The sequence below is a fragment of the Croceivirga thetidis genome (assembly GCF_012272815.1).
Lineage (GTDB): Bacteria > Bacteroidota > Bacteroidia > Flavobacteriales > Flavobacteriaceae > Croceivirga > Croceivirga thetidis.
In genome coordinates, this window is sequence record NZ_JAAWWL010000001.1 from 372,799 (window position 1) to 392,929 (window position 20,131).

The window sequence follows — 20,131 nt, forward strand, 5'->3', positions numbered from 1 at the left end:
TAAATTCAACCTATGCAGAAAGTTCAATACTCCAAAGGTATAGCTCCTTATATACCCTTCTTTTATGTCATTTGGTCTGATGATTTGTTATCTGCTTCTGAAATACAAGTGGTCAAAAAGGCTATTAAGGAAGATGATTCATTATCAAATGAAGAACGTAAAATTTTGGCCAATTGGTTAGATAAGGGCAACCCTCCAAAAAATACCGAGGTAAAGAAGTGGCAACAATTTATAACCCAAAGCAAGGCTAAACTGGTGGAATCTGAGATATATCCTTTAGAGACCTTCAGCCAAAAGGTTGCAAAAGGTCATAAAATTGATGTAACCGAAAACAATCAGCTACAATATGTTGAAAAAACATTAGGTATTCAACCCAATCATTACAACCATTTATTCAATGTTGAAGTTGACAGACAAATCGACTCTCTAAGGTTTGAGCCTAAATTCTTGGATGAAATTCTTTACGGTGACAAGCTTTCTGAAGTTAGACGTTTCAGGGATTTTCTCAAGCATCAAGATTTTAAATGGACAATACATCCAACTAAAGAAGGTGCAAGGGAGGTGGTGCTTAAGCAATTGAAGAATTTAGCCTCAGGTGGTTGGGGTGCTTATGCCTATCCTGAAGAATATGGTGGAAAGGATAATCTTGAGACTTACGCAGCAATTTTTGAACACCTAATGTTTGTGGATGGTAGCTTAGCAGTAAAGTTTGGTGTACAGTTTGGATTATTCGGAGGGAGCATTCAAAATCTCGGAAATTCGGTACAACGAGATAAATACCTTTCAAATACTGGAGATACCTCGTTGTTAGGATGCTTTGCGATGACCGAAACTGGGCACGGGAGTAATGTGAGGGGAATAAACACTACCGCAACCTATTTGCATGAGGAAAGGTCACTGGTCATTGATACGCCCGGCAAATATGATAACAAGGAGTACATTGGAAATGCCCTGCACTCTAAAATGGCTACAGTTTTTGCCCAACTAATAGTAAATGGCCAAAATGAGGGAGTACATGCCATATTAGTGCCGCTGAGAGATACAAAGCATCAAGTACTAGATGGAGTAACCATTGAGGATAACGGCTACAAACTTGGTCTCAATGGTGTTGACAATGGCAAAATATGGTTTAGCCAAGTAAAAGTCCCTATTGAAAATCTTTTGGACAAATATGGCGGAATTGATGAAAATGGTAATTATAAATCTCCCATAAAAAATCCAAACAAACGGTTTTTTACAATGCTGGGAACTTTAGTTGGTGGACGAATCTGTGTGGCTAAAGGAGCACTTGCAGCTGCAAAAATGAGCTTGACCATATCTGTAAAACACGGGTTGAGACGACGACAGTTCAATGACTCTATAAAAATTCAAGAAGATTTATTGATAGATTACCCAACTCACCAACTCCGTTTGATTCCGAAAGTGGCCAGTTGTTTGGTTTATCATTTTGCACTTGAAAGGGCAATGTATGAATATGCTTCAAATAAAGATGGTGACAAAAGAAGAATAGAAACCCAAGTTGCGGGATTAAAATCAATAATAACTTGGTTTTCATCTCAAGCAGTACAAGAATCAAGAGAAGCATGTGGAGGTAAAGGGTATCTGCGAGAAAATAGGATTGCAGATTTAAAGAATGATTCCGACATATTTACAACTTTCGAGGGTGACAATACGGTTTTATTGCAATTAGCTGCCAAAGGCGTTCTTTCCGATTTCAAGTCTGAATTTAATTCAGGTGGGTTTGCCAGTGTATTAAAATTATTGGGTAATCAGCTAAATGATAAACTAACCACAATCAATCCACTGTATGTGAATAAAGTGGATAGCGAACATTTATATAACCATAAATTTCATCTTCATGCCTTAGATTTCAGGTTACGTCGTTTGACCTATACCGCTGCCATGCGCATTCGAAATTATATTAAAAAGGGGATGCCTAGCTATCAAGCATTTTTAAAAACACAGACTCATTTATTGGAAGTGGGAAAGGCCTACAGTGAGGTTTTGGCCATTAAATGGTACTACGAAAAAACTAGAAGTATTACTGATGATAAATACAGAGATTTATTTTTTCAAATAGGGAGTCTTCATTCCTTGAATATTATTCGTAAGGATGCCGAATGGTATTTAGAGCAAGGCTATTTAGGAAGTGCTAAATCAAAGGCCATACGACAGCGAATAGAACGTCTCAGTTCAGAATTAAGACCTCACATCGGTAGCTTAATAGATGGTTTTGGTATTCCAGAACATTTATTAACTGCTCCGATAAGCAAAGATTGGTGAATTAACGATCTTGATTTATCAATTCGGAACCTTGGGTTAGGACAACTTTTTTATAGATGGGTGTACCCCATATATTCACTCGAGAATTTCCTTTTGCAACCATTTCAATCGTACCTTCCTCTGCTGTTGCGACATCAATTTTACTATTGCCGTAAATATTCAAATTTACTTTGTCTGCAATTATTTGCCGTATATCAATATCACAGTGATCGGAGACCTCCAGAATCAAGTCTTCACTGTGGGCGGTATTTCCTTTAACATCCAAAGTACTGTCGTGATCGAGACTTACCCAAAACCTGTCTAGGCTCCTACTAAATTGGGTTGTTAAATCTGAAACATCAGAGGCATTTACTTGAAGTCGATCAGTTGCCAAATGTACCTCAATCGATGAGCGGTGATCCAAGGTAATATTTACATCCGGTGCTTGAATCAAAGCGTCGTCTTTATAGAAGATTTTTCCCTGATAATCTGCAGACAAACCAACAGCTTCTTCAGATTTTATATTTGATTGTAAATATATTTTAGCCCCATCAACAACTTTTATCGATTTCAATTGATTGAAATATATTCTAATCTTCCAATTACTCCTAGGCTTAATATCATCATCAGCACTTATAGTCAGAACACCATTGTTAACTTCCTTTATTATTCTGTCGTATTGATTTGGGTCAACTTCAAAAATTACGTGCGGGTCCATTGCAGTATGGTATAAGTCTGCTAGCAACCCTTTCCCTAACACTATAGAATGGAAAGCGTTTGGACCCGAATAAGTTACCGGTTCCCTATTAAGGTCATTTCGATTCTTTTGACCCTCAACCATAAGAGGCAAGAGTAATATAACTAGTAGCAATCGTTTCATTTTCTTGACTGTTTAAACTTCAAAATTCAATTCGAAATCCTTATCCTTAAAATTACAGCAAAAAAAAGCCCGTTTGTCAATTCTTACAAACGGGCTATCAATACTGTTATCAACACCTAATGATTGAGTTCTTCCTCATTTTCCTGAAGCGGTACGTCTTGAGGAACGAAATCTTGACCAGCTATAATGTACTCCCCATTTTCATAAGTTTTACTGTAGTCGTAAGCCCATCGATGTACCTCTGGTATTGCACCAGGCCAATTACCGTGTATATGCTCTTGAGGTGCAGTCCATTCAAGGGTAGTAGAACTCCATGGGTTTTTAGGACCACGTTTTCCGTAAAATATGCTATAAACGAAATTGTACACAAATACCAATTGTGCAGCACCAGCAATCAAGGCAAAGGTGGTCATTAATACCTGAACATCGGTCAATTCGTCAAACATAGGAAAAGCCGTATTTTCATAATACCTTCTTGGTACACCAGCCATACCTACAAAATGCATTGGGAAAAATACTCCATACGCACAAACTGCAGTTACCCAAAAATGTACATATCCCAAATTCTTATTCATCATTCGCCCTTGGAACATTTTAGGGAACCAGTGGTATACTCCGGCAAATAGACCATATAATGCTGATATACCCATTACCAAATGGAAGTGAGCCACAACAAAATAAGTATCGTGAACATTGATATCCAATGTACTGTCACCCAAGATTATTCCAGTTAGTCCACCAGTTATAAATGTGGAAACCAAACCTATTGAGAATAACATCGCAGGGTTTAACTGTAAGTTACCTTTCCATAAGGTTGTAATATAATTAAAGGCCTTTACTGCAGATGGAATAGCAATCAACAATGTGGTAAATGTGAACACTGATCCTAGAAAAGGATTCATCCCAGAAATAAACATATGGTGGCCCCAAACAATTGTTGACAGAAATGCAATTGCTAAAATTGAAGCAACCATTGCACGGTAACCAAAAATTGGTTTTCTCGCATTGGTTGACATTACCTCAGATGTTATACCTAAAGCTGGTAACAATACAATATACACTTCAGGGTGACCTAGAAACCAGAACAAATGTTCATATAGTACAGGTGATCCTCCTTGGTAGTGTAAGACTTCTCCTTGAATAAAAATATCCGATAAGAAAAATGAAGTTCCAAAACTTCTATCCATCAAAAGCAATAGACCAGCAGAAAGCAATACTGGGAAAGAAATTACACCAATTATTGCCGTAATGAAGAATGCCCATATTGTTAATGGTAAACGAGTCATTGACATTCCTTTCGTTCTAAGATTCAAAACAGTCACTATGTAGTTTAACGAACCTAATAGGGATGAGGCAATAAAAATTGTCATCGAAACAAGCCACAAGGTCATACCCATACCCGATCCAGGTTGTGCCATTGGTAAGGCACTCAGTGGAGGATAAATTGTCCAACCCGCTGCTGCAGGACCTGCTTCAACAAAAAGAGAAATTACCATAATCACGGTTGACAAAAAGAACAACCAGTACGATATCATGTTCAGGAATCCTGAAGCCATATCCCTTGCACCAATTTGCAATGGTATTAGTAGATTACTAAAAGTACCACTAAGGCCAGCTGTTAAGACAAAGAACACCATTATGGTACCGTGCATTGTTATCAATGCCAAATAAACATCGGCATCCATTACCCCTTCAGGAGCCCATTTACCTAATAGCGCTTCAAATATTGAGAATGATTCACCTGGCCAAGCCAATTGCATTCTAAAAAGCAAGGACATCGCGATACCGATGAATCCCATAATCAATACTCCTGTAATGAAGTATTGCTTGGCTATCATCTTATGGTCTTGGCTAAAGATGTATTTTGTTATGAACGTTTCCTTGTGATGATGTCCGTGGTCATCGTGTGCATGGTCATCAACATGTTCGTGTGCTACTGCAGACATAATCTTTGTTTTTTTCTTTTTCTAGCAATTATTAATTGGAGCCTGTCTCAGACTCGACTTCCATTATTTCTTCTGTGTTTTCATTTCCCATATCCTGGGAATCCATGGCCACTTCAACCATTTCGTCTTTTGGTTCATCTGACATTACCATACTTTCAAAAGTAGCTTGTTCAGCCAACCACTTATTATAGTCCTCTTCACTTTCGACTATTATCTTCATTTGCATGTTATAATGCGATTTACCGCAAATTTTGTTACAAAGCAGAACATAATCAAAAACCCAAGGGTCAGAATTGGGATCACCGTTAGCAGCTTTCTCTGCTCTAATTAAATTTGTTCTTTTCACCTTTTCTATCACATCCGGGTTCAATCGCATTTCTTCCGTTGTTATATTCGGTGTAAAGGAGAATTGGGTAATCATTCCAGGAACACAGTTCATTTGTGCTCTAAAGTGTGGCATGTAGGCTGAGTGCAACACGTCTTGAGAACGCATGTAAAAGTTTACTTTTCTCCCTACAGGTAAGTGCAATTCTTTGACGATAACATCATCGGCTGCATTTGGATCAGATTCATCCAATCCTAGTACGTTTGCTCTATCAATATCAATTAATCTAACACTAGCATCACCTAGAACATTATCCGCACCTCCATATCTGGCTGTCCAGTTGAATTGTTGGGCATATAGTTCTACAACCAAAGGGTCATCCTCATCATTGACGTCCATGATTTCGGTCCAGTAATATAGGCCAGAGATTATCAAGCCTGCTAAGACGATTACTGGGATAATGGTCCATATAAATTCTAAACGGTCATTGTCCGCATAGAACAAAGCTTTGTTTCCTTTCTTACCTCGATATTTATACCCGAAATAATGTAATAATGCCTGTGTGATGGTTTGAACAAAAAAGATTACCACAAAGGAAATCAGCATCAACAAATCATATTCATCACCGTGCTCTGAAGCTGCAACTGGCAGTAAAACTTTGGTATACTTTGCAAAACTGAAAATTGTAATACCATAAATGAATACCAAAAAGGCAAAAAGTAAATATCCGTTGTTTTTGTTATCCTCATCATTGGCCACTTCAGATGAATCATCTTCCTTGCCCATCTGTGACAATTCGAAAATTTTACCGATTTGCCAGATGGCAATCGCAACTAAAACAAGAACTATCAATATCAATAATGTCGTCATTTCGTTCGTATACTTTTAGTAATGAAACTGTCGGCTTTCTTCAATAAATGGGTTGCGTTTCGGCATTAGTTCTTCTTTGGTAAGCGTATTGAAAACCCAATAAACAAAAAGTCCTCCGAAGAATAATATACCTCCTATTTCTGCTAGTCCAAATCCATAATGTTCACCAACAGTTGCAGGCATAACCATATTATAAACATCAAGGTAATGACCGAATAGTATCACGATTCCTACCATGATTACAAACCAATTAATTCTCTTATAATCACTGTTCATCAATACCAACAATGGAAAGATGAAATTCAAAGCCAGCATTCCAAAAAATGGTAATTTATAATGTTCGATTCTGAACACGAAATAAGTTACCTCTTCAGGTATGTTAGCATACCATATCAACATAAACTGACTGAACCAGAGGTATGTCCAGAAAATACTTATTCCGAACATAAACTTCGCTAAATCGTGAATGTGGCTATCATTAATCTGTTCTAAATATCCTTTAGACTTCAAATAAATGGTAACAATTGCAATGGTAGTTATGCCCGAAACAAACATACTTGCAAAAACGTACCAACCGAATAAGGTGCTAAACCAGTGTGGATCAAGACTCATAATCCAATCCCAAGACATCATAGATTCAGAAATCAAATAGAAAACAAGGAAAGCTGCTGACCATTTAAAATTCTTTTTAAAGTTTGAATTATCATCAGCATTATCTTGGGCCAAAGAGAGCTTTCGTGAAATTTGACGATAAGCAATCCATCCGCCTAAAAATATTGCAGCTCTAACAATAAAAAATGTTGGGTTCAAGTAACCCTTTTTTCCTTGTAATAAATGGTCGTGCTCCACAACTTCGGCATCCATCCAAACGAACATATGGTTCATATGTAGAATCGACAACACCAAAATCACAAAAACAATTATTCCTCCGGGTACAATGTAGGCAGTAATCCCTTCCATAATTCTAAACAATAATGGAGACCATCCTGCTTGTGCTGCTCGATTAACGGCGTAAAAAGCCAAAGTACCTAAAGCGATCATAAAGAAAAAGAACGCTGCCACGTACAAAGCAGCCCAAGGCCTGTTTTGCATTTGATGAAATACGTGTTCGTCATGAGAAGCACCATGTCCTTCACCATGTGCGTCTTCTGCATGCTCATTTGAGGCATGCCCACTCTCATCGGCATGGTTCTCATGGCCACTGGTATCCGTTGCATGACTTTCACCGTGGTGACCGTCATCATGTGCGGCCATCGCAATAGCCTTAGCCTCTTCAACAGTACTTGGAGCTTGCAGGAAACCTAGAATTAGGAATATTGCACCAAGTCCCATCGCTATAAAGGAACCAATTCGTAATCTATTTGAAAATGTATATTTCATTCCAATTTTATTTGGATAGGTCTTCTTTTAATTTCATTACATACTCAGCAACCTGCCAAAGTTCCTTCTCAGAACTCATTTGGGAAGCATAAGATCCCATAGAATTCAGTCCGTAATACATCGTATGATAGGTACTACCAACTGAAATGTTTCTTGCAACATCGTCATAACTGGGAACACCTAATATCTTTTCTTGTTTAACTAACCATCCTTGTCCATCACCCTTGGCACCATGACAAATCGCACAATAGATATCGTACAATCCTTTTCCCTCAGCAAGATTTTGTTCCATCATAGTAGAATCAAGCGGACTTGGTTGCAATCTTGCCAACTCCTTACCTTCAATTGAATTATCAAACTCATATGGTAGCCACTCTCGTGAAACTGTACCATCAGGAGGGGTTAATGCTTCTGTACCTTCAGGAAACAATGGGGTATCAACTCCCTCATAGGTTTCATAGCCAACAGATTCATACATGTTTGGCATGTATTGATAATTAGGACTGTTCTTATCAAAACAAGAACTGGCCGAGACCAAAAGTCCGCAAAGTGCTACTATCGCAAAGAATCGTTTCATGTTAACCTTCCTTTTCTGTAACCGTTATTTCGACTGCCCCCGTGTCCAAAAGCAATTGTTTCAACTCGTCTTCATTATCGTGAATACCCACTTCCATTAAAAAATGGTCATCAGTAGTTCGCTTGTCTGGATTTTCAGCTTTCTTGAATGGCCACATTCTACTTCTCAAATAAAAAGTGATAACCATTAAGTGAGCTGCAAAAAACACCGTCATTTCGAACATTATGGGAACGAAAGCCGGCATATTATCCAAATAACTAAAGCTTGGCTTACCTCCAATATCCTGCGGCCAATCTTCAATCATGATATAATTCATCATCGTTATTGCCACAGCCAATCCCAAACAACCGTACATGAATGAGGTTATAGCAATACGGGTATCTTCAAGACCCATTGCTTTGTCCAAACCATGAACGGGAAAAGGCGTATATACCTCTTCAATATGATGGTGAGCTGCGCGAACTTTTTTAACGGCATTCATCAATATGTCGTCATCGGTGTAAAGCGCGTGTATTACTTTATTGGATGCCATAATTATTTATTCTTGTTTAAACGTTTCGCCTGACCGGCCCAATCATCACGTTGTGCTCTTCCTGGGAATTTCTCGGTAATGGAATCAAGCAAATCATATTCTTTTTTGGTCATTTTACTCACTTGAGCAAATGTGTAAATCCCTATTTGATTCAAAACACTTTCCATTTGGGGACCAACACCTTTAATCTCTTGAAGTTTATCTGCGGCATCAGTTTCAGGATTAAAAGAACCTAACCTATTGATGAGTTCAGAAACCTGGTCTTCTTTGTTATTTGCAACTTCTACAGCAGCTTTCTCGACACCTCTTTCAGGCATTTGATACAACGGTTTCCCTTCATCACGTAAGTTTTTAAAACGCTGACCCGATGACTTCAGGATTGATTTAACCTCGGCCTGTGCAATAACAGGGAACGTTCTTGAATACAATAGGAACAAGACAAAGAAAAAGCCAATAGTACCGATGAAAATTCCGATATCAACGAATGTCGGTGAGAACATTGTCCAAGAAGAAGGAAGGTAATCTCTATGCAACGAAGTAACAATAATTACAAAACGTTCAAACCACATTCCAATATTCACGACGATTGATATTATAAAAGAAGCCATGATACTGGTACGAATCTTTTTAAACCACATTACTTGTGGTGAGAAAACGTTACAAGTCATCATTGACCAATATGCCCACCAATAAGGTCCTGTTGCGCGATTTAAGAAGGCATATTGTTCGTATTCAACTCCTGAATACCATGCGATAAACAACTCTGTAATATATGCACATCCAACAATTGACCCTGTAATCATAATTACAATGTTCATCAATTCGATATGTTGCACAGTGATGTAAGCTTCAAGGTTACACACCTTTCTCATTATAATGAGAAGCGTTTGTACCATCGCAAAACCTGAGAAAATCGCACCAGCTACAAAGTATGGTGGGAAAATCGTGGTATGCCATCCAGGTATTACTGAAGTGGCAAAGTCGAAGGATACAATCGTATGCACCGAAAGTACAAGGGGTGTAGCCAAACCTGCCAATACCAATGATACTTCTTCAAAACGTTGCCAATCTTTTGCTCGACCAGTCCATCCGAAGCTTAATAAGCTATAAATTTTCTTTTGAAACGGCTTTACAGCACGGTCACGAATCATTGCAAAATCAGGAAGTAATCCCGTCCACCAGAATACCAATGAAACTGACAAATAAGTCGAAATTGCAAATACATCCCAAAGAAGTGGAGAATTAAAGTTCACCCAAAGTGAACCAAACTGGTTTGGAATGGGTAATACCCAATATGCCAACCATGGTCGACCCATGTGAATTATTGGGAAAAGTCCCGCCTGAATAACAGAAAAAATCGTCATTGCTTCAGCAGAACGGTTAATCGCCATTCTCCATTTCTGACGGAATAATAACAATACAGCAGAAATAAGCGTACCGGCGTGACCAATACCAACCCACCAGACAAAGTTTGTAATATCCCAAGCCCAGTTTACTGTTTTATTCAAACCCCAGACACCGATACCCGTTGAAATGGTATAGATGATACAACCCAGTCCCCAAAGGAAAGCTGCTAGTGCAATTGAGAATACAATCCACCAATGCTTATTCGCTTTTCCTTCAACAGGGCGAGCAATATCAACAGATACATCGTGATATCCCTTGTCGCCAAGTACTAGAGGTCTTCGTATAGGTGCTTCGTAATGCGACGCCATAATCTATATTCTAGTTTCTTCTTTATTAGTTGGTTATGCCTCGTCTGTATTTCTCACTTTTACATGGTAGAATACATTTGGTTTCGTTCCTACATGCTCCAATAAGTGATACATTCTATCATCTTCCTTCAACTCGGCAACTTTACTTTCTTTATTATTAATGTCTCCAAACACGATAGCTCCCGTACCACAGGCAGCAGAACAAGCCGTTTGGAATTCACCATCTTTAACTTCACGCCCGTCCCGTTTCGCATCCAAAATGGTTTTTTGTGTCATTTGAATACATAGGGAACATTTTTCCATTACACCACGAGAACGAACATTAACATCTGGGTTCAATACCATTTTACCCAAATCATTGTTCATGTTATAGTTGAACTCGTCATTGTTACTATATAGGAACCAGTTAAATCGACGTACTTTATATGGACAGTTATTGGCACAATATCTTGTACCCACACAACGGTTATATGCCATATGGTTTTGCCCTTGACGGCTATGAGCCGTAGCTGCCACTGGACAAACTGTTTCACAAGGAGCGTGATTACAGTGCTGACACATTACAGGCTGAAAGGCAACCTGTGGATTCTGAGATGGGTTCTCCAAATCCAACATTGTTGTTCTGTATCCTTCCTCTGCAGTTTCCTTTTCTTCTACATCAGCTCCAAAAGAATCTTCTGAAGAGTAATATCTATCAATTCGTAACCAATGCATATCACGGGAGCGACGAATCTCTTGCTTACCTACAACAGGAACATTGTTCTCTGCATGACAAGCGATAACACAAGCACCACATCCAGTACAAGCATTCAAATCAATAGACATATTGAAATGATGCCCAATGGAGCGATCAAAACTTTCCCAAAGGTCTACTGAAGTCGCAGGAACTTCTTGGTGATCCAAAGAGACCTGTGGAACTGGATTCCACTCATAAGCTTCTTTGGTATTAAATTCCTCAAGTGTGGCTTCCTTAATAATATCACCACGACCCATTAAGGTATTGTGCAATTGGATACATGCAAATTCGTGCGTTCCTTCGGCTTTTGCAATAGCAACTGCCTGCACGTTATCAAAGTCTTTATAGAGACTAAAAGCGTTGACCCCAGTTTGCATTTCTTCTTGAAGTCCAGCCTTACGACCATAACCAAATGAAAGCCCTAGCGTACCATCGGCTTGTCCCGGCTGAATAATCACAGGAACTTTATCTACGGTAGTACCATCTAGAGTGATTTTGGCATAACTACCATCTAAACCTCCGTTGGCAACATTATAATTCTCAAAACCTAGCGTTGCTGCATCATTCTTGGAAACAGTTACATAGTTGTCCCACGAAACACGAGAAATTGGATCTGGAAATTCTTGTAACCACGGGTTATTTGCAAGCTTTCCGTCTCCCATTCCGACTTTGGAATAAAGCATCATTTCAAAGTCCCCAGGTGTAGCACTTGCCAAGGCCCTGATGGCTGCATTAATATTCACTGCAGAACTATCAATTGCGACCTCTTCATCGGCTGTTGGTTCAGTTACAGCAATTGACTCGCCACTGTTTAAACCACCTTCAGACGTAACCACCATAGTGTCAGCACTGAAAACACCATCTTGCAATGCCTTGTTCCAGCTTGAACCTCCAAGAATATTTGCCGTCCAATTTTCCTTTATGTAATCTTGGTAGGTGGTGGTTTCACCCATACCCATCCAATTCAATAAACTAGATTGAAATTGTCTAGTATCAAACAACTCTCGTATTACGGGTTGTTGTAAACTGTAATGTCCTTTTTTGATTTGCGCATCACCCCACGACTCCAAATAATGGTTGCTGGCAGCAACATGAGTTACGGCCTGAGCAGTTTCATCATTATTATGGGCAAAGTAGACTGACAAATCGACTTTAGACAATCCATCAACAAAGTCAGCGGAATTTGGCAATGAATAAACAGGATTCACACCATCGATAATTAATGCACCTATAGTACCCGATTGCATCGCTGCAACTAAACTTCTTACTCCTGAGGTGCTTCCTCTTCGTGTGTATTTTGGGTTTTCGTTATCAAAGGCCTCACTTTGTAGCATAGTGTTAATTCCTAATACTACTGTTTGCGCATTTTCATCGTTCAAACCACAAACCACGACAGCTTTGCTGCCTGCCTTTCTAAGCTGAGCGACTATTTGCTCAACATAGGCATCTAGTTCTGAAGTTCCACCACCAACATTTCCTCCGTTCAGTTTGCCATAAACTTTGGCAAGAGCAATTTTGATTTCAGAAGGTTTTAATGGTATACGATGATCAGCATTAGCCCCAGTCAAAGACATATTTGATTCCAAATGAATATGTTTTGACATTTTACCATGTTCAGGAACTCGTCCTTTGGCATAACCTGAATCATAACCACCACCTTGCCAATCTCCTAAAAAGTCAGCAGCGAAAGAAACAATTACTTCAGCTTTGGAAAAATCATAGTCAGCTAATGCCCTTTCGCCATACATGGCCTCAAAGGCATTCAAAGCGGCATCTTCAGAAATGGCATCGTAAGTAACGTGTCTTACGTTCCCAAATTTTTCTGAAAATTCTTTTATCAATTTATCTGTTGAAGGACTTGCGTAGGTCTGCGTCAATAAAGCGATTTGCTTTCCTCCATTAGCAAGACTACCAAGTTTAGCCCTTACGGTTGCATCCAGAACCTTCCATTCAATGGGCTGTCCTTTTGCCATAGGGCCCTGTACCCTTCTACTATCATATAAGGAAAGAACCGATGCGTTAACTCTGGCATTGGCATGGCCTGATACTTTGGCCAAACTATTGTTCTGAATCTTGATTGGTCGGCCTTCCCTAGTTTTAACAACGATACTGGCAAAGTCAAAACCATCTGCAATTGTTGATGCATAATGATTAGCGACCCCAGGAACAATCTCTTCTGGCTGCACTACATAAGGTACAGACTTATGAACAGGACCTTCACAAGCAGCCATGGTTGCAGCTGCTGTACTAAAACCAACATACTTTAAAAAATCCCTACGGGTCGTAGATGATTCCTCAAGATTTTCCTTATTCCCTAAGAAATCATCAACGGGAATGTGTTCTACAAACTCGTCGTTCCTTAGTTTAGCAACAATGGAATCGTTCGGATTCAACTCCGCTTCACTCTTCCAATATTTTTTGTTTGACGCCATATCGTATTTCGAAATAACTTCTTAATTAATAGTGGCACTTACCACATTCCAATCCACCCATTTGAGCCGCTGTCAACTTCTCTACTCCATATTTTTTTGATAGCTCGTCGTGAATTTTATCATAGTAGGCATTGTCGGCCATTTGTACTTCTGTCTCTCTGTGACAGTTGATACACCAGCCCATGGTCAATGGAGAGTATTGATACATGATTTCCATTTCCTCTACTGGACCATGACAGGTCTGACATTCGATTTTACCAACCTCAACATGCTGAGAATGGTTGAAATAAGCAAAGTCTGGAAGGTTATGAATTCTGACCCATTCTACCGGTTGGGATTCTCCAGTATATCTCTGGTTTTCTTCATCCCATCCTACAGCCTTATACAATTTCTTGATTTCCCCTGTGTAGAATTCATTCGTGTATCCATTCGCTAAATCTTCGGCAGAAGGTGCTTCTCCATTACCTGAGTACTCATAAATAGATTTATGACAGTTCATACAAACGTTCAAAGAAGGAATACCTGAATGTTTTGATACCCTTGCTGAAGAATGACAGTATTTACATTCTATCTTGTTAACACCGGCATGAATTCTGTGCGAGTAATGAATAGGTTGCACAGGAGCATAACCTTGATCAACCCCTACTTGTGACATCCACGCGTAAGCTCCATAACCTGCAGCCAACAAAAAGAAAATTACAGTACACAAAACGAGAAACTGGTTCTCAGCAAATGCTTTCCAAATTGGCTTCCTCACTTCGGCATTGGCCCTAACTACCTCAACACCGTTTGCCTCTGCAATTCTGCGTAAGGTCTTGTTTACCAAGAACAGCATTAGAACCAGCAGACCAAAAACGAGGGCAAGGGCTCCTAAAATGATTTCATTGGAAATTCCTGATGATTGTGGTTCAGTCGGCGGAGGAGTTACCCCACCACCACCTCCAGCCACAGCCGGTGGTACGTAAGCGGTATAAGCTAAAATGTTGTCTATATCCTCATTAGACAAAGTAGGAAAAGCGGTCATCGCCGCCTGATTGTACTCGTTGTATATTTTATTGGCGTAAGCATCTCCAGAAGCAATAACGCCTGCACTATTTTTTATCCATGCATAAAGCCACTCCTTTTCCAATCCTTCATCCTCATAAAGTCTCGTTTCAACATTCGCCAACGCCGGCCCTGTCATCTTACGGTTAAGTGCATGACAAGCTGCGCAGTTCTGATTGAAAAGTTGTTTCCCTTTGTCTGTATCACCCCCTAAATCTGAAGCAGGAGCCTCTTCAGCCATAGTAGCCTCCGCTCCATCTTGAGCGAATAAAGGAGACACAAAAAGCTGTGTAATTAAGAATAAACTTAGACCGAGAAATTGATAAAATTGGGTGCGGTTCAAAACCTTTTTCATCATAACATAATTGCTATCTTGATTTTGGCACGATGTTAGCTCTAAAGCGAGAGAGCATTTTATCGGAAATCGCTTCAAAATCGTCGACAAAAATACGACACGATGGGCTTTTTTAAAATGTTAACGTATTTATAACTCATAATTTATAATCGTTCTAAATAATTTGTTTGAGCCCGTATTCATCCCTCAAAAATTACCTTTGTATCTTGCACCAAGATTCGTAGATTGATAACATCATGAGAACCACGATACTAGTACTTCTTACTTTACTTTTTTGCTGTACTGCTTTAGCACAAGAAGGCACCATTTCTGTTGAACAAGATCAGAAAATGGAGCAATTGCTTTCAGTCTACAATCGTGTCAATAAGCAACGGGAATATTATCAAATTCAAGTGGGATTTGGAACTGCTCAAAAGGCAGAATATTTAAAATCCAAAGTTGATGTAGAATACCCAGGTTGGTTTTCAAAAATTGACTTTGAAGAACCTACTTTTCGTGTTAAACTCGGAAAATTCTATGACCTCTTAGAAGCTGAACGTCGCTTTCAATTGGTAAGGAAAAAATATCCAAACGCGATGTTAATCGGCCCTATAAATGATAAGGATTAAAGTTTCTTCTTAACGGCAACTTCTTGGAATGCTTCAATGATATCCTCAATTTGAATATCATTATAGTTTTTGACCTGCAAACCACAATCGTATCCCTTTGAAACCTCTTTGACATCATCTTTGAATCGTTTCAAAGAGGCCAATTCGCCAGTATAGATTACGACACCATCACGAATAAGACGTACTTGCGAGTTACGGAAGACTTTACCACTCGTCACCATACAACCAGCAATTGTACCGATTTTGGAAATCTTAAAGGTTTCACGGATTTCAGCTGTACCCGTAACCTCTTCTTTCAGCTCAGGTGAAAGCATGCCTTCCATCGCATCTTTCAAGTCATTTATCGCATCATAAATAATTGAATAGGTACGGATATCGATTTCTTCTTTATCAGCAACCATTCGGGCGTTACCCATTGGTCGTACATTAAATCCTATTATGATTGCATCTGAAGCACTGGCTAGAAGAACATCAGATTCCGTAATGGCTCCAACACCCTTATGAATGATATTAACTTGAATTTCTTCAGTCGACAATTTCTGGAAAGAATCCGTTAGCGCTTCAACAGAACCATCTACATCACCCTTAAGAATAATGTTCAGCTCTTGGAAATCTCCTAAAGCGATTCGCCTACCAATTTCATCAAGTGTAATATGTCTTTGTGTTCGAACGGACTGCTCACGTTGTAATTGTGATCGTTTAGAAGCAATTGATTTGGCCTCTCGTTCATCGTCAAGCACGTTGAATTTATCACCGGCCTGCGGGGCGCCATCCAATCCTAAAATGGATATAGGTGTTGCAGGACCAACTTTTTTAACATTTTTACCACGCTCATCCTGCATGGCTTTAACCTTTCCACTATGGGTACCAGCAAGCACATAATCCCCGATTTCAAGCGTACCATTTTCTACGAGGATTGTTGAGACATATCCGCGTCCTTTATCTAGAAAAGCTTCCACAACGGTTCCATTGGCCAATCTATCAGGATTTGCCTTTAATTCCAATAATTCCGCTTCAAGCAGTACCTTCTCCAACAACTCGTTAACACCGAGACCTGTTTTAGCAGAAATATCGTGCGACTGGATTTTTCCTCCCCAATCTTCAACCAATAGGTTCATACTTGCCAAACCTTCTTTGATTTTATCAGGATTAGCGGTTTGCTTGTCGACCTTATTTATTGCAAATACGATTGGAACACCAGCAGCTTGGGCATGGCTAATCGCTTCTTTGGTTTGTGGCATGATATCATCATCCGCTGCAATCACAATGATAGCAATATCCGTTACCTGCGCACCTCTAGCTCGCATTGCCGTAAACGCCTCGTGACCAGGAGTATCTAGGAAAGTTATTTTTTGTCCACTTTCCAAGGTTACACCATACGCACCTATGTGCTGGGTTATTCCACCACTTTCTCCAGCAATTACGTTCTCTTCTCTAATGTAGTCAAGCAAGGAAGTTTTTCCGTGGTCTACGTGCCCCATTACCGTAACGATTGGTGCACGTGGTTCTAAATCTTCAGGCGCATCTTCTGCTACCTCAAAAGACTCTTCAATTTCTGCAGTAACAAATTCTACCTCATAACCAAACTCTTCTGCAACAATAGAAAGGGTTTCAGCATCAAGTCTCTGGTTCAAGGTAACCATCATACCCAATGACATACAAGCCGAGATAATTTCGGTTGTCGAAACATCCATCATGGTGGCTACCTCATTAACTGTAACAAATTCTGTAACCTTTAAAACTTTACTTTCTTGTGCTTGTAGTTCTTGTTCTTTCTCGGTTTGTTGACGGTGCAAGTCACGCTTTTCGCGACGATATTTTGCTCCTTTACCTTTGTTGGACTTACCCTGTAATTTTTCAAGGGTTTCACGAACCTGCTTTTGTACTTCTTCTTCGGTAGGTTCTACCTTTGGAACCGGTTTTTGACCTTTTCTTCCTCCAGATTTACCTCGGTTATTTTGTTGATTATTACCACCAGAAACAATACGCTTTCTGCGCTTTCTTCTATTGGCGGCATTATCATTGGAATCGGATTTATTCTCTTCTTTCTTTTTCTTAGGCTTATCAAATTTGCTTAAGTCAATCTTATCTCCAGTAATCTTCGGTCCAGATAATTTTTGATAAGCAGTTTCGATTACCTCCGGTTCAGCCTCTTTCTCCGGTTCTGATTCAGGAGCAGCTTTTGGCTTCGGTTCTTCTTTTTTAACCTCAGGTTTTGGGGCCTCAACAACTTTTTCAGGTTCAGGCTTTGATTCTTCCGCTTCCTCCTTTTTAGGCGGGGCAGGCTTTTTATCCAGGTCTATTTTACCAACGGTCTTTGGACCCGTTAGCTCAACCTTACCCTTAATAACCTTTTCCTTTTCAGCTGCCACCGCTTGGCGACGCTCACGAGCAAGACGTTTTTCTTCTTGCTCTTGTTCCATTTTCAGGCGTATCTCCTCTTTCTCCTTAAGCTTTTCTTCTGCTACCTCTTGAGAAGCGGCTTTCTTGTTGGCATCCGTCTGAAATTCATCCAACAAGACTTGGTACACCTCATCAGTAATTTTCGTAGTCGGACGCGCTTCGACATCGTGACCTTGGCTGCTGAGATAATCAACAGCCCTATCCAATGAAATGTTAAGTTCCCTAAGGACTTTGTTTAATCGTATTGTTGGGTTACCTGCCATATATGCTTTTCTGTCAGCAAAATTGCTGCAAATATAATTTAATCTTCAAATTCAGATTTTAGGATACGAACTACCTCTTCAACCGTTTCCTCCTCAAGGTCGGTACGTTTAATCAAATCGGCAACATCGAGCTCCAATACGCTACGTGCCGTATCCAGTCCAATCTTTTTAAATTCTTCAATAATCCAAGTGTCGATTTCATCAGAGAATTCAGTTAATTCCACATCTTCTTCAACTCCTTCTCTAAATACATCAATCTCGTAACCGGTTAATTGTCCAGCTAATCTAATATTATGCCCTCCTCGACCAATAGCCTTTGATACCTCTTCTGGCTTCAAATATACCTGGGCGGTCATTTTCTCATCATCCAATTTCACAGATGTAACACGAGCAGGACTCAATGCTCTTGTAACCATTAATTGCGGATTGTTGGTCCAATTGATAACATCAATGTTTTCATTTCCGAGTTCGCGAACAATACCGTGAATTCGAGAACCTTTCATACCCACACATGCACCAACGGGGTCAATTCTATCATCATAAGAATCAACAGCGACTTTGGCTTTTTCACCTGGGATCCTAACTGCCTTTTTTATGGTAATCAAACCGTCAAAAACTTCTGGTATTTCTTGAAAGAACAACTGTTCCAAAAACTTCGGTGCAGTTCTCGACATAATTATTGAAGGTTTGCTTCCCTTTAACTCAACACTTTCAATTATACCACGAACGTTATCCCCTTTTCTAAAAAAGTCTGAAGGAATTTGACGGTCTTTAGGCATGATAATTTCGTTGCCTTCATCATCTAATAGAATTATCGCTTTGTGACGGATGTGATGAACCTCTGCAGTGTAAATCTCGCCTTCTAAGTCCTTAAACTGCTTGTATATCGTTGTATTGTCGTGTTCATGAATCTTAGAAATCAAATTTTGACGTAGTGCCAAAATTGAACGGCGACCTAAATCAATCAACTTCACCTCTTCAGAAACATCTTCACCAACTTCAAAATCAGGTTCAATTTTGCGCGCTTCTGTAAGCGAAATCTCTTCATTCGGCTCCTCTACTTCGCCATCTTCAACAACAATACGGTTTCGCCAAATTTCCAAATCACCTTTATCTGGGTTGATAATTATGTCAAAGTTTTCGTCTGAGCCAAATTTTTTCTTCAACGCATTTCGAAATACTTCTTCTAATATCGCCATTAGTGTTACCCTATCGATAAACTTATCATCCTTAAATTCTGAAAAGGATTCAATAAGCGCCAGATTCTCCATGACCTAAATTCTAATTAAAATTTTAAAACAACTTTTGCTTCTCTTATTTCAGAAAAAGAAATCTCTTCCTTTTTCTGAACTGTGTGCTTACCCTTGCCAATTGGTTTCGGCTCTCTGGCCTTCCATTCAAGGGTTATATGTTCTTCATTGGCCTCGGTTAGATTACCTTCGATTTCTCTTTCATTGGTCCTAACCTTCAACTTTTTACCAATATTCTTTCTGTATTGTCGTGCCAAAAGCAATGGAGCTGTTGCACCTGCAGATGTCACTTCAAGGGAAAAATCTACTTCCTCCCTGTCTAAATTGTGCTCAACTGCCCTACTGATTGCGATACAATCGTCAAGGTTAACACCTTCGTCTCCATCAATTACAACCTTAATCGCGTTGTCGGCACCAACCTTTAAATCTATCAAGAACAAATTAGGTCTTTCATCTAAAGCCTTATTTAAAAGCTCTTCAACTTTTTCTTTAAACATAAAACCTAGCAATAAAAGAGGGGACTCGAAGTCCCCTCATGAATATTCTTCTATTC

Annotated in this window: 14 protein-coding genes; 2 read left to right on the forward strand and 12 right to left on the reverse strand. The window is 39.5% G+C overall.

Annotation, left to right across the window (positions count from 1 at the left end; genetic code table 11):
- Positions 1 to 12 precede the first annotated feature (12 nt).
- Positions 13 to 2,283 (forward strand): acyl-CoA dehydrogenase family protein, encoded by a 2,271-nt coding sequence (locus tag HCU67_RS01665; RefSeq protein ID WP_168550873.1) that lies wholly within the window; start codon positions 13 to 15, stop codon positions 2,281 to 2,283.
- 1 nt (position 2,284) lies between these two features.
- On the opposite strand, the gene HCU67_RS01670 is transcribed toward HCU67_RS01665, so the two are convergent.
- From HCU67_RS01670 to HCU67_RS01710, 9 genes are all read right to left on the reverse strand, one after another.
- A complete protein-coding gene (locus HCU67_RS01670; RefSeq protein ID WP_168550874.1) occupies positions 2,285 to 3,142 on the reverse strand; it encodes a GIN domain-containing protein in 858 nt (285 codons plus the stop codon).
- Positions 3,143 to 3,258: 116 nt separating this feature from the next.
- On the reverse strand, positions 3,259 to 5,088 hold the full coding sequence (locus HCU67_RS01675; RefSeq protein ID WP_168550875.1) for a cytochrome c oxidase subunit I: 1,830 nt from the start codon (positions 5,086 to 5,088) through the stop codon (positions 3,259 to 3,261).
- A gap of 31 nt (positions 5,089 to 5,119) precedes the next feature.
- Positions 5,120 to 6,283 (reverse strand): cytochrome c oxidase subunit II, encoded by a 1,164-nt coding sequence (locus tag HCU67_RS01680; RefSeq protein WP_168550876.1) that lies wholly within the window; start codon positions 6,281 to 6,283, stop codon positions 5,120 to 5,122.
- Positions 6,284 to 6,298: 15 nt separating this feature from the next.
- The gene (locus HCU67_RS01685; protein ID WP_168550877.1) at positions 6,299 to 7,663 is read right to left on the reverse strand and encodes a quinol:cytochrome C oxidoreductase; all 1,365 of its coding nucleotides are present in this window, start codon (positions 7,661 to 7,663) and stop codon (positions 6,299 to 6,301) included.
- 7 nt (positions 7,664 to 7,670) lie between these two features.
- Positions 7,671 to 8,240 carry a c-type cytochrome gene (locus HCU67_RS01690; RefSeq protein WP_168550878.1) on the reverse strand — a complete coding sequence of 190 codons (570 nt, stop codon included), beginning with the start codon at positions 8,238 to 8,240 and terminating at the stop codon, positions 7,671 to 7,673.
- A gap of 1 nt (position 8,241) precedes the next feature.
- Positions 8,242 to 8,772: a DUF3341 domain-containing protein gene (locus tag HCU67_RS01695; protein ID WP_168550879.1), complete on the reverse strand. Its 531-nt coding sequence runs from the start codon at positions 8,770 to 8,772 to the stop codon at positions 8,242 to 8,244.
- A gap of 2 nt (positions 8,773 to 8,774) precedes the next feature.
- Positions 8,775 to 10,487 (reverse strand): NrfD/PsrC family molybdoenzyme membrane anchor subunit, encoded by a 1,713-nt coding sequence (gene nrfD, locus HCU67_RS01700; protein WP_168550880.1) that lies wholly within the window; start codon positions 10,485 to 10,487, stop codon positions 8,775 to 8,777.
- 33 nt (positions 10,488 to 10,520) lie between these two features.
- Positions 10,521 to 13,655: a TAT-variant-translocated molybdopterin oxidoreductase gene (locus HCU67_RS01705; RefSeq protein ID WP_168550881.1), complete on the reverse strand. Its 3,135-nt coding sequence runs from the start codon at positions 13,653 to 13,655 to the stop codon at positions 10,521 to 10,523.
- Between the two features lie 25 nt (positions 13,656 to 13,680).
- A complete protein-coding gene (locus HCU67_RS01710) occupies positions 13,681 to 15,054 on the reverse strand; it encodes a cytochrome c3 family protein (RefSeq protein WP_168550882.1) in 1,374 nt (457 codons plus the stop codon).
- A gap of 236 nt (positions 15,055 to 15,290) precedes the next feature.
- Here HCU67_RS01710 and HCU67_RS01715 point away from each other — a divergent pair, with 236 nt between their 5' ends.
- Positions 15,291 to 15,662, forward strand: a complete 372-nt coding sequence (locus tag HCU67_RS01715; RefSeq protein WP_168550883.1) for an SPOR domain-containing protein — start codon at positions 15,291 to 15,293, stop codon at positions 15,660 to 15,662.
- Here HCU67_RS01715 and infB read toward each other — a convergent pair.
- The 3 genes from infB to rimP are packed head-to-tail and all read right to left on the reverse strand — an operon-like array spanning position 15,659 to position 20,075.
- Positions 15,659 to 18,328, reverse strand: coding sequence for a translation initiation factor IF-2 (infB, locus tag HCU67_RS01720; protein ID WP_168550884.1), 2,670 nt, complete (start codon positions 18,326 to 18,328; stop codon positions 15,659 to 15,661). The genes HCU67_RS01715 and infB overlap by 4 nt on opposite strands.
- Positions 18,329 to 18,366: 38 nt before the next feature.
- Entirely contained in the window at positions 18,367 to 19,599 is a 1,233-nt protein-coding gene (gene nusA / locus HCU67_RS01725) for a transcription termination factor NusA (RefSeq protein WP_168550885.1), read from the reverse strand.
- A gap of 14 nt (positions 19,600 to 19,613) precedes the next feature.
- Positions 19,614 to 20,075, reverse strand: coding sequence for a ribosome assembly cofactor RimP (gene rimP / locus HCU67_RS01730; RefSeq protein ID WP_168550886.1), 462 nt, complete (start codon positions 20,073 to 20,075; stop codon positions 19,614 to 19,616).
- Positions 20,076 to 20,131: the final 56 nt, after the last annotated feature.

What these genes read in the sequence shown, in the direction of transcription:
- HCU67_RS01685 (WP_168550877.1), bottom strand. Translation starts at nt 7,663, where the DNA reads ATGAAATATACATTTTCAAATAGATTACGAATTGGTTCCTTTATAGCG.
- HCU67_RS01665 (WP_168550873.1), top strand. Translation starts at nt 13, where the DNA reads ATGCAGAAAGTTCAATACTCCAAAGGTATAGCTCCTTATATACCCTTC.
- HCU67_RS01715 (WP_168550883.1), top strand. Translation starts at nt 15,291, where the DNA reads ATGAGAACCACGATACTAGTACTTCTTACTTTACTTTTTTGCTGTACT.
- HCU67_RS01710 (WP_168550882.1), bottom strand. Translation starts at nt 15,054, where the DNA reads ATGAAAAAGGTTTTGAACCGCACCCAATTTTATCAATTTCTCGGTCTA.
- HCU67_RS01670 (WP_168550874.1), bottom strand. Translation starts at nt 3,142, where the DNA reads ATGAAACGATTGCTACTAGTTATATTACTCTTGCCTCTTATGGTTGAG.
- HCU67_RS01680 (WP_168550876.1), bottom strand. Translation starts at nt 6,283, where the DNA reads ATGACGACATTATTGATATTGATAGTTCTTGTTTTAGTTGCGATTGCC.
- HCU67_RS01690 (WP_168550878.1), bottom strand. Translation starts at nt 8,240, where the DNA reads ATGAAACGATTCTTTGCGATAGTAGCACTTTGCGGACTTTTGGTCTCG.
- nusA (WP_168550885.1), bottom strand. Translation starts at nt 19,599, where the DNA reads ATGGAGAATCTGGCGCTTATTGAATCCTTTTCAGAATTTAAGGATGAT.
- HCU67_RS01675 (WP_168550875.1), bottom strand. Translation starts at nt 5,088, where the DNA reads ATGTCTGCAGTAGCACACGAACATGTTGATGACCATGCACACGATGAC.
- nrfD (WP_168550880.1), bottom strand. Translation starts at nt 10,487, where the DNA reads ATGGCGTCGCATTACGAAGCACCTATACGAAGACCTCTAGTACTTGGC.
- HCU67_RS01695 (WP_168550879.1), bottom strand. Translation starts at nt 8,772, where the DNA reads ATGGCATCCAATAAAGTAATACACGCGCTTTACACCGATGACGACATA.
- rimP (WP_168550886.1), bottom strand. Translation starts at nt 20,075, where the DNA reads ATGTTTAAAGAAAAAGTTGAAGAGCTTTTAAATAAGGCTTTAGATGAA.
- HCU67_RS01705 (WP_168550881.1), bottom strand. Translation starts at nt 13,655, where the DNA reads ATGGCGTCAAACAAAAAATATTGGAAGAGTGAAGCGGAGTTGAATCCG.
- infB (WP_168550884.1), bottom strand. Translation starts at nt 18,328, where the DNA reads ATGGCAGGTAACCCAACAATACGATTAAACAAAGTCCTTAGGGAACTT.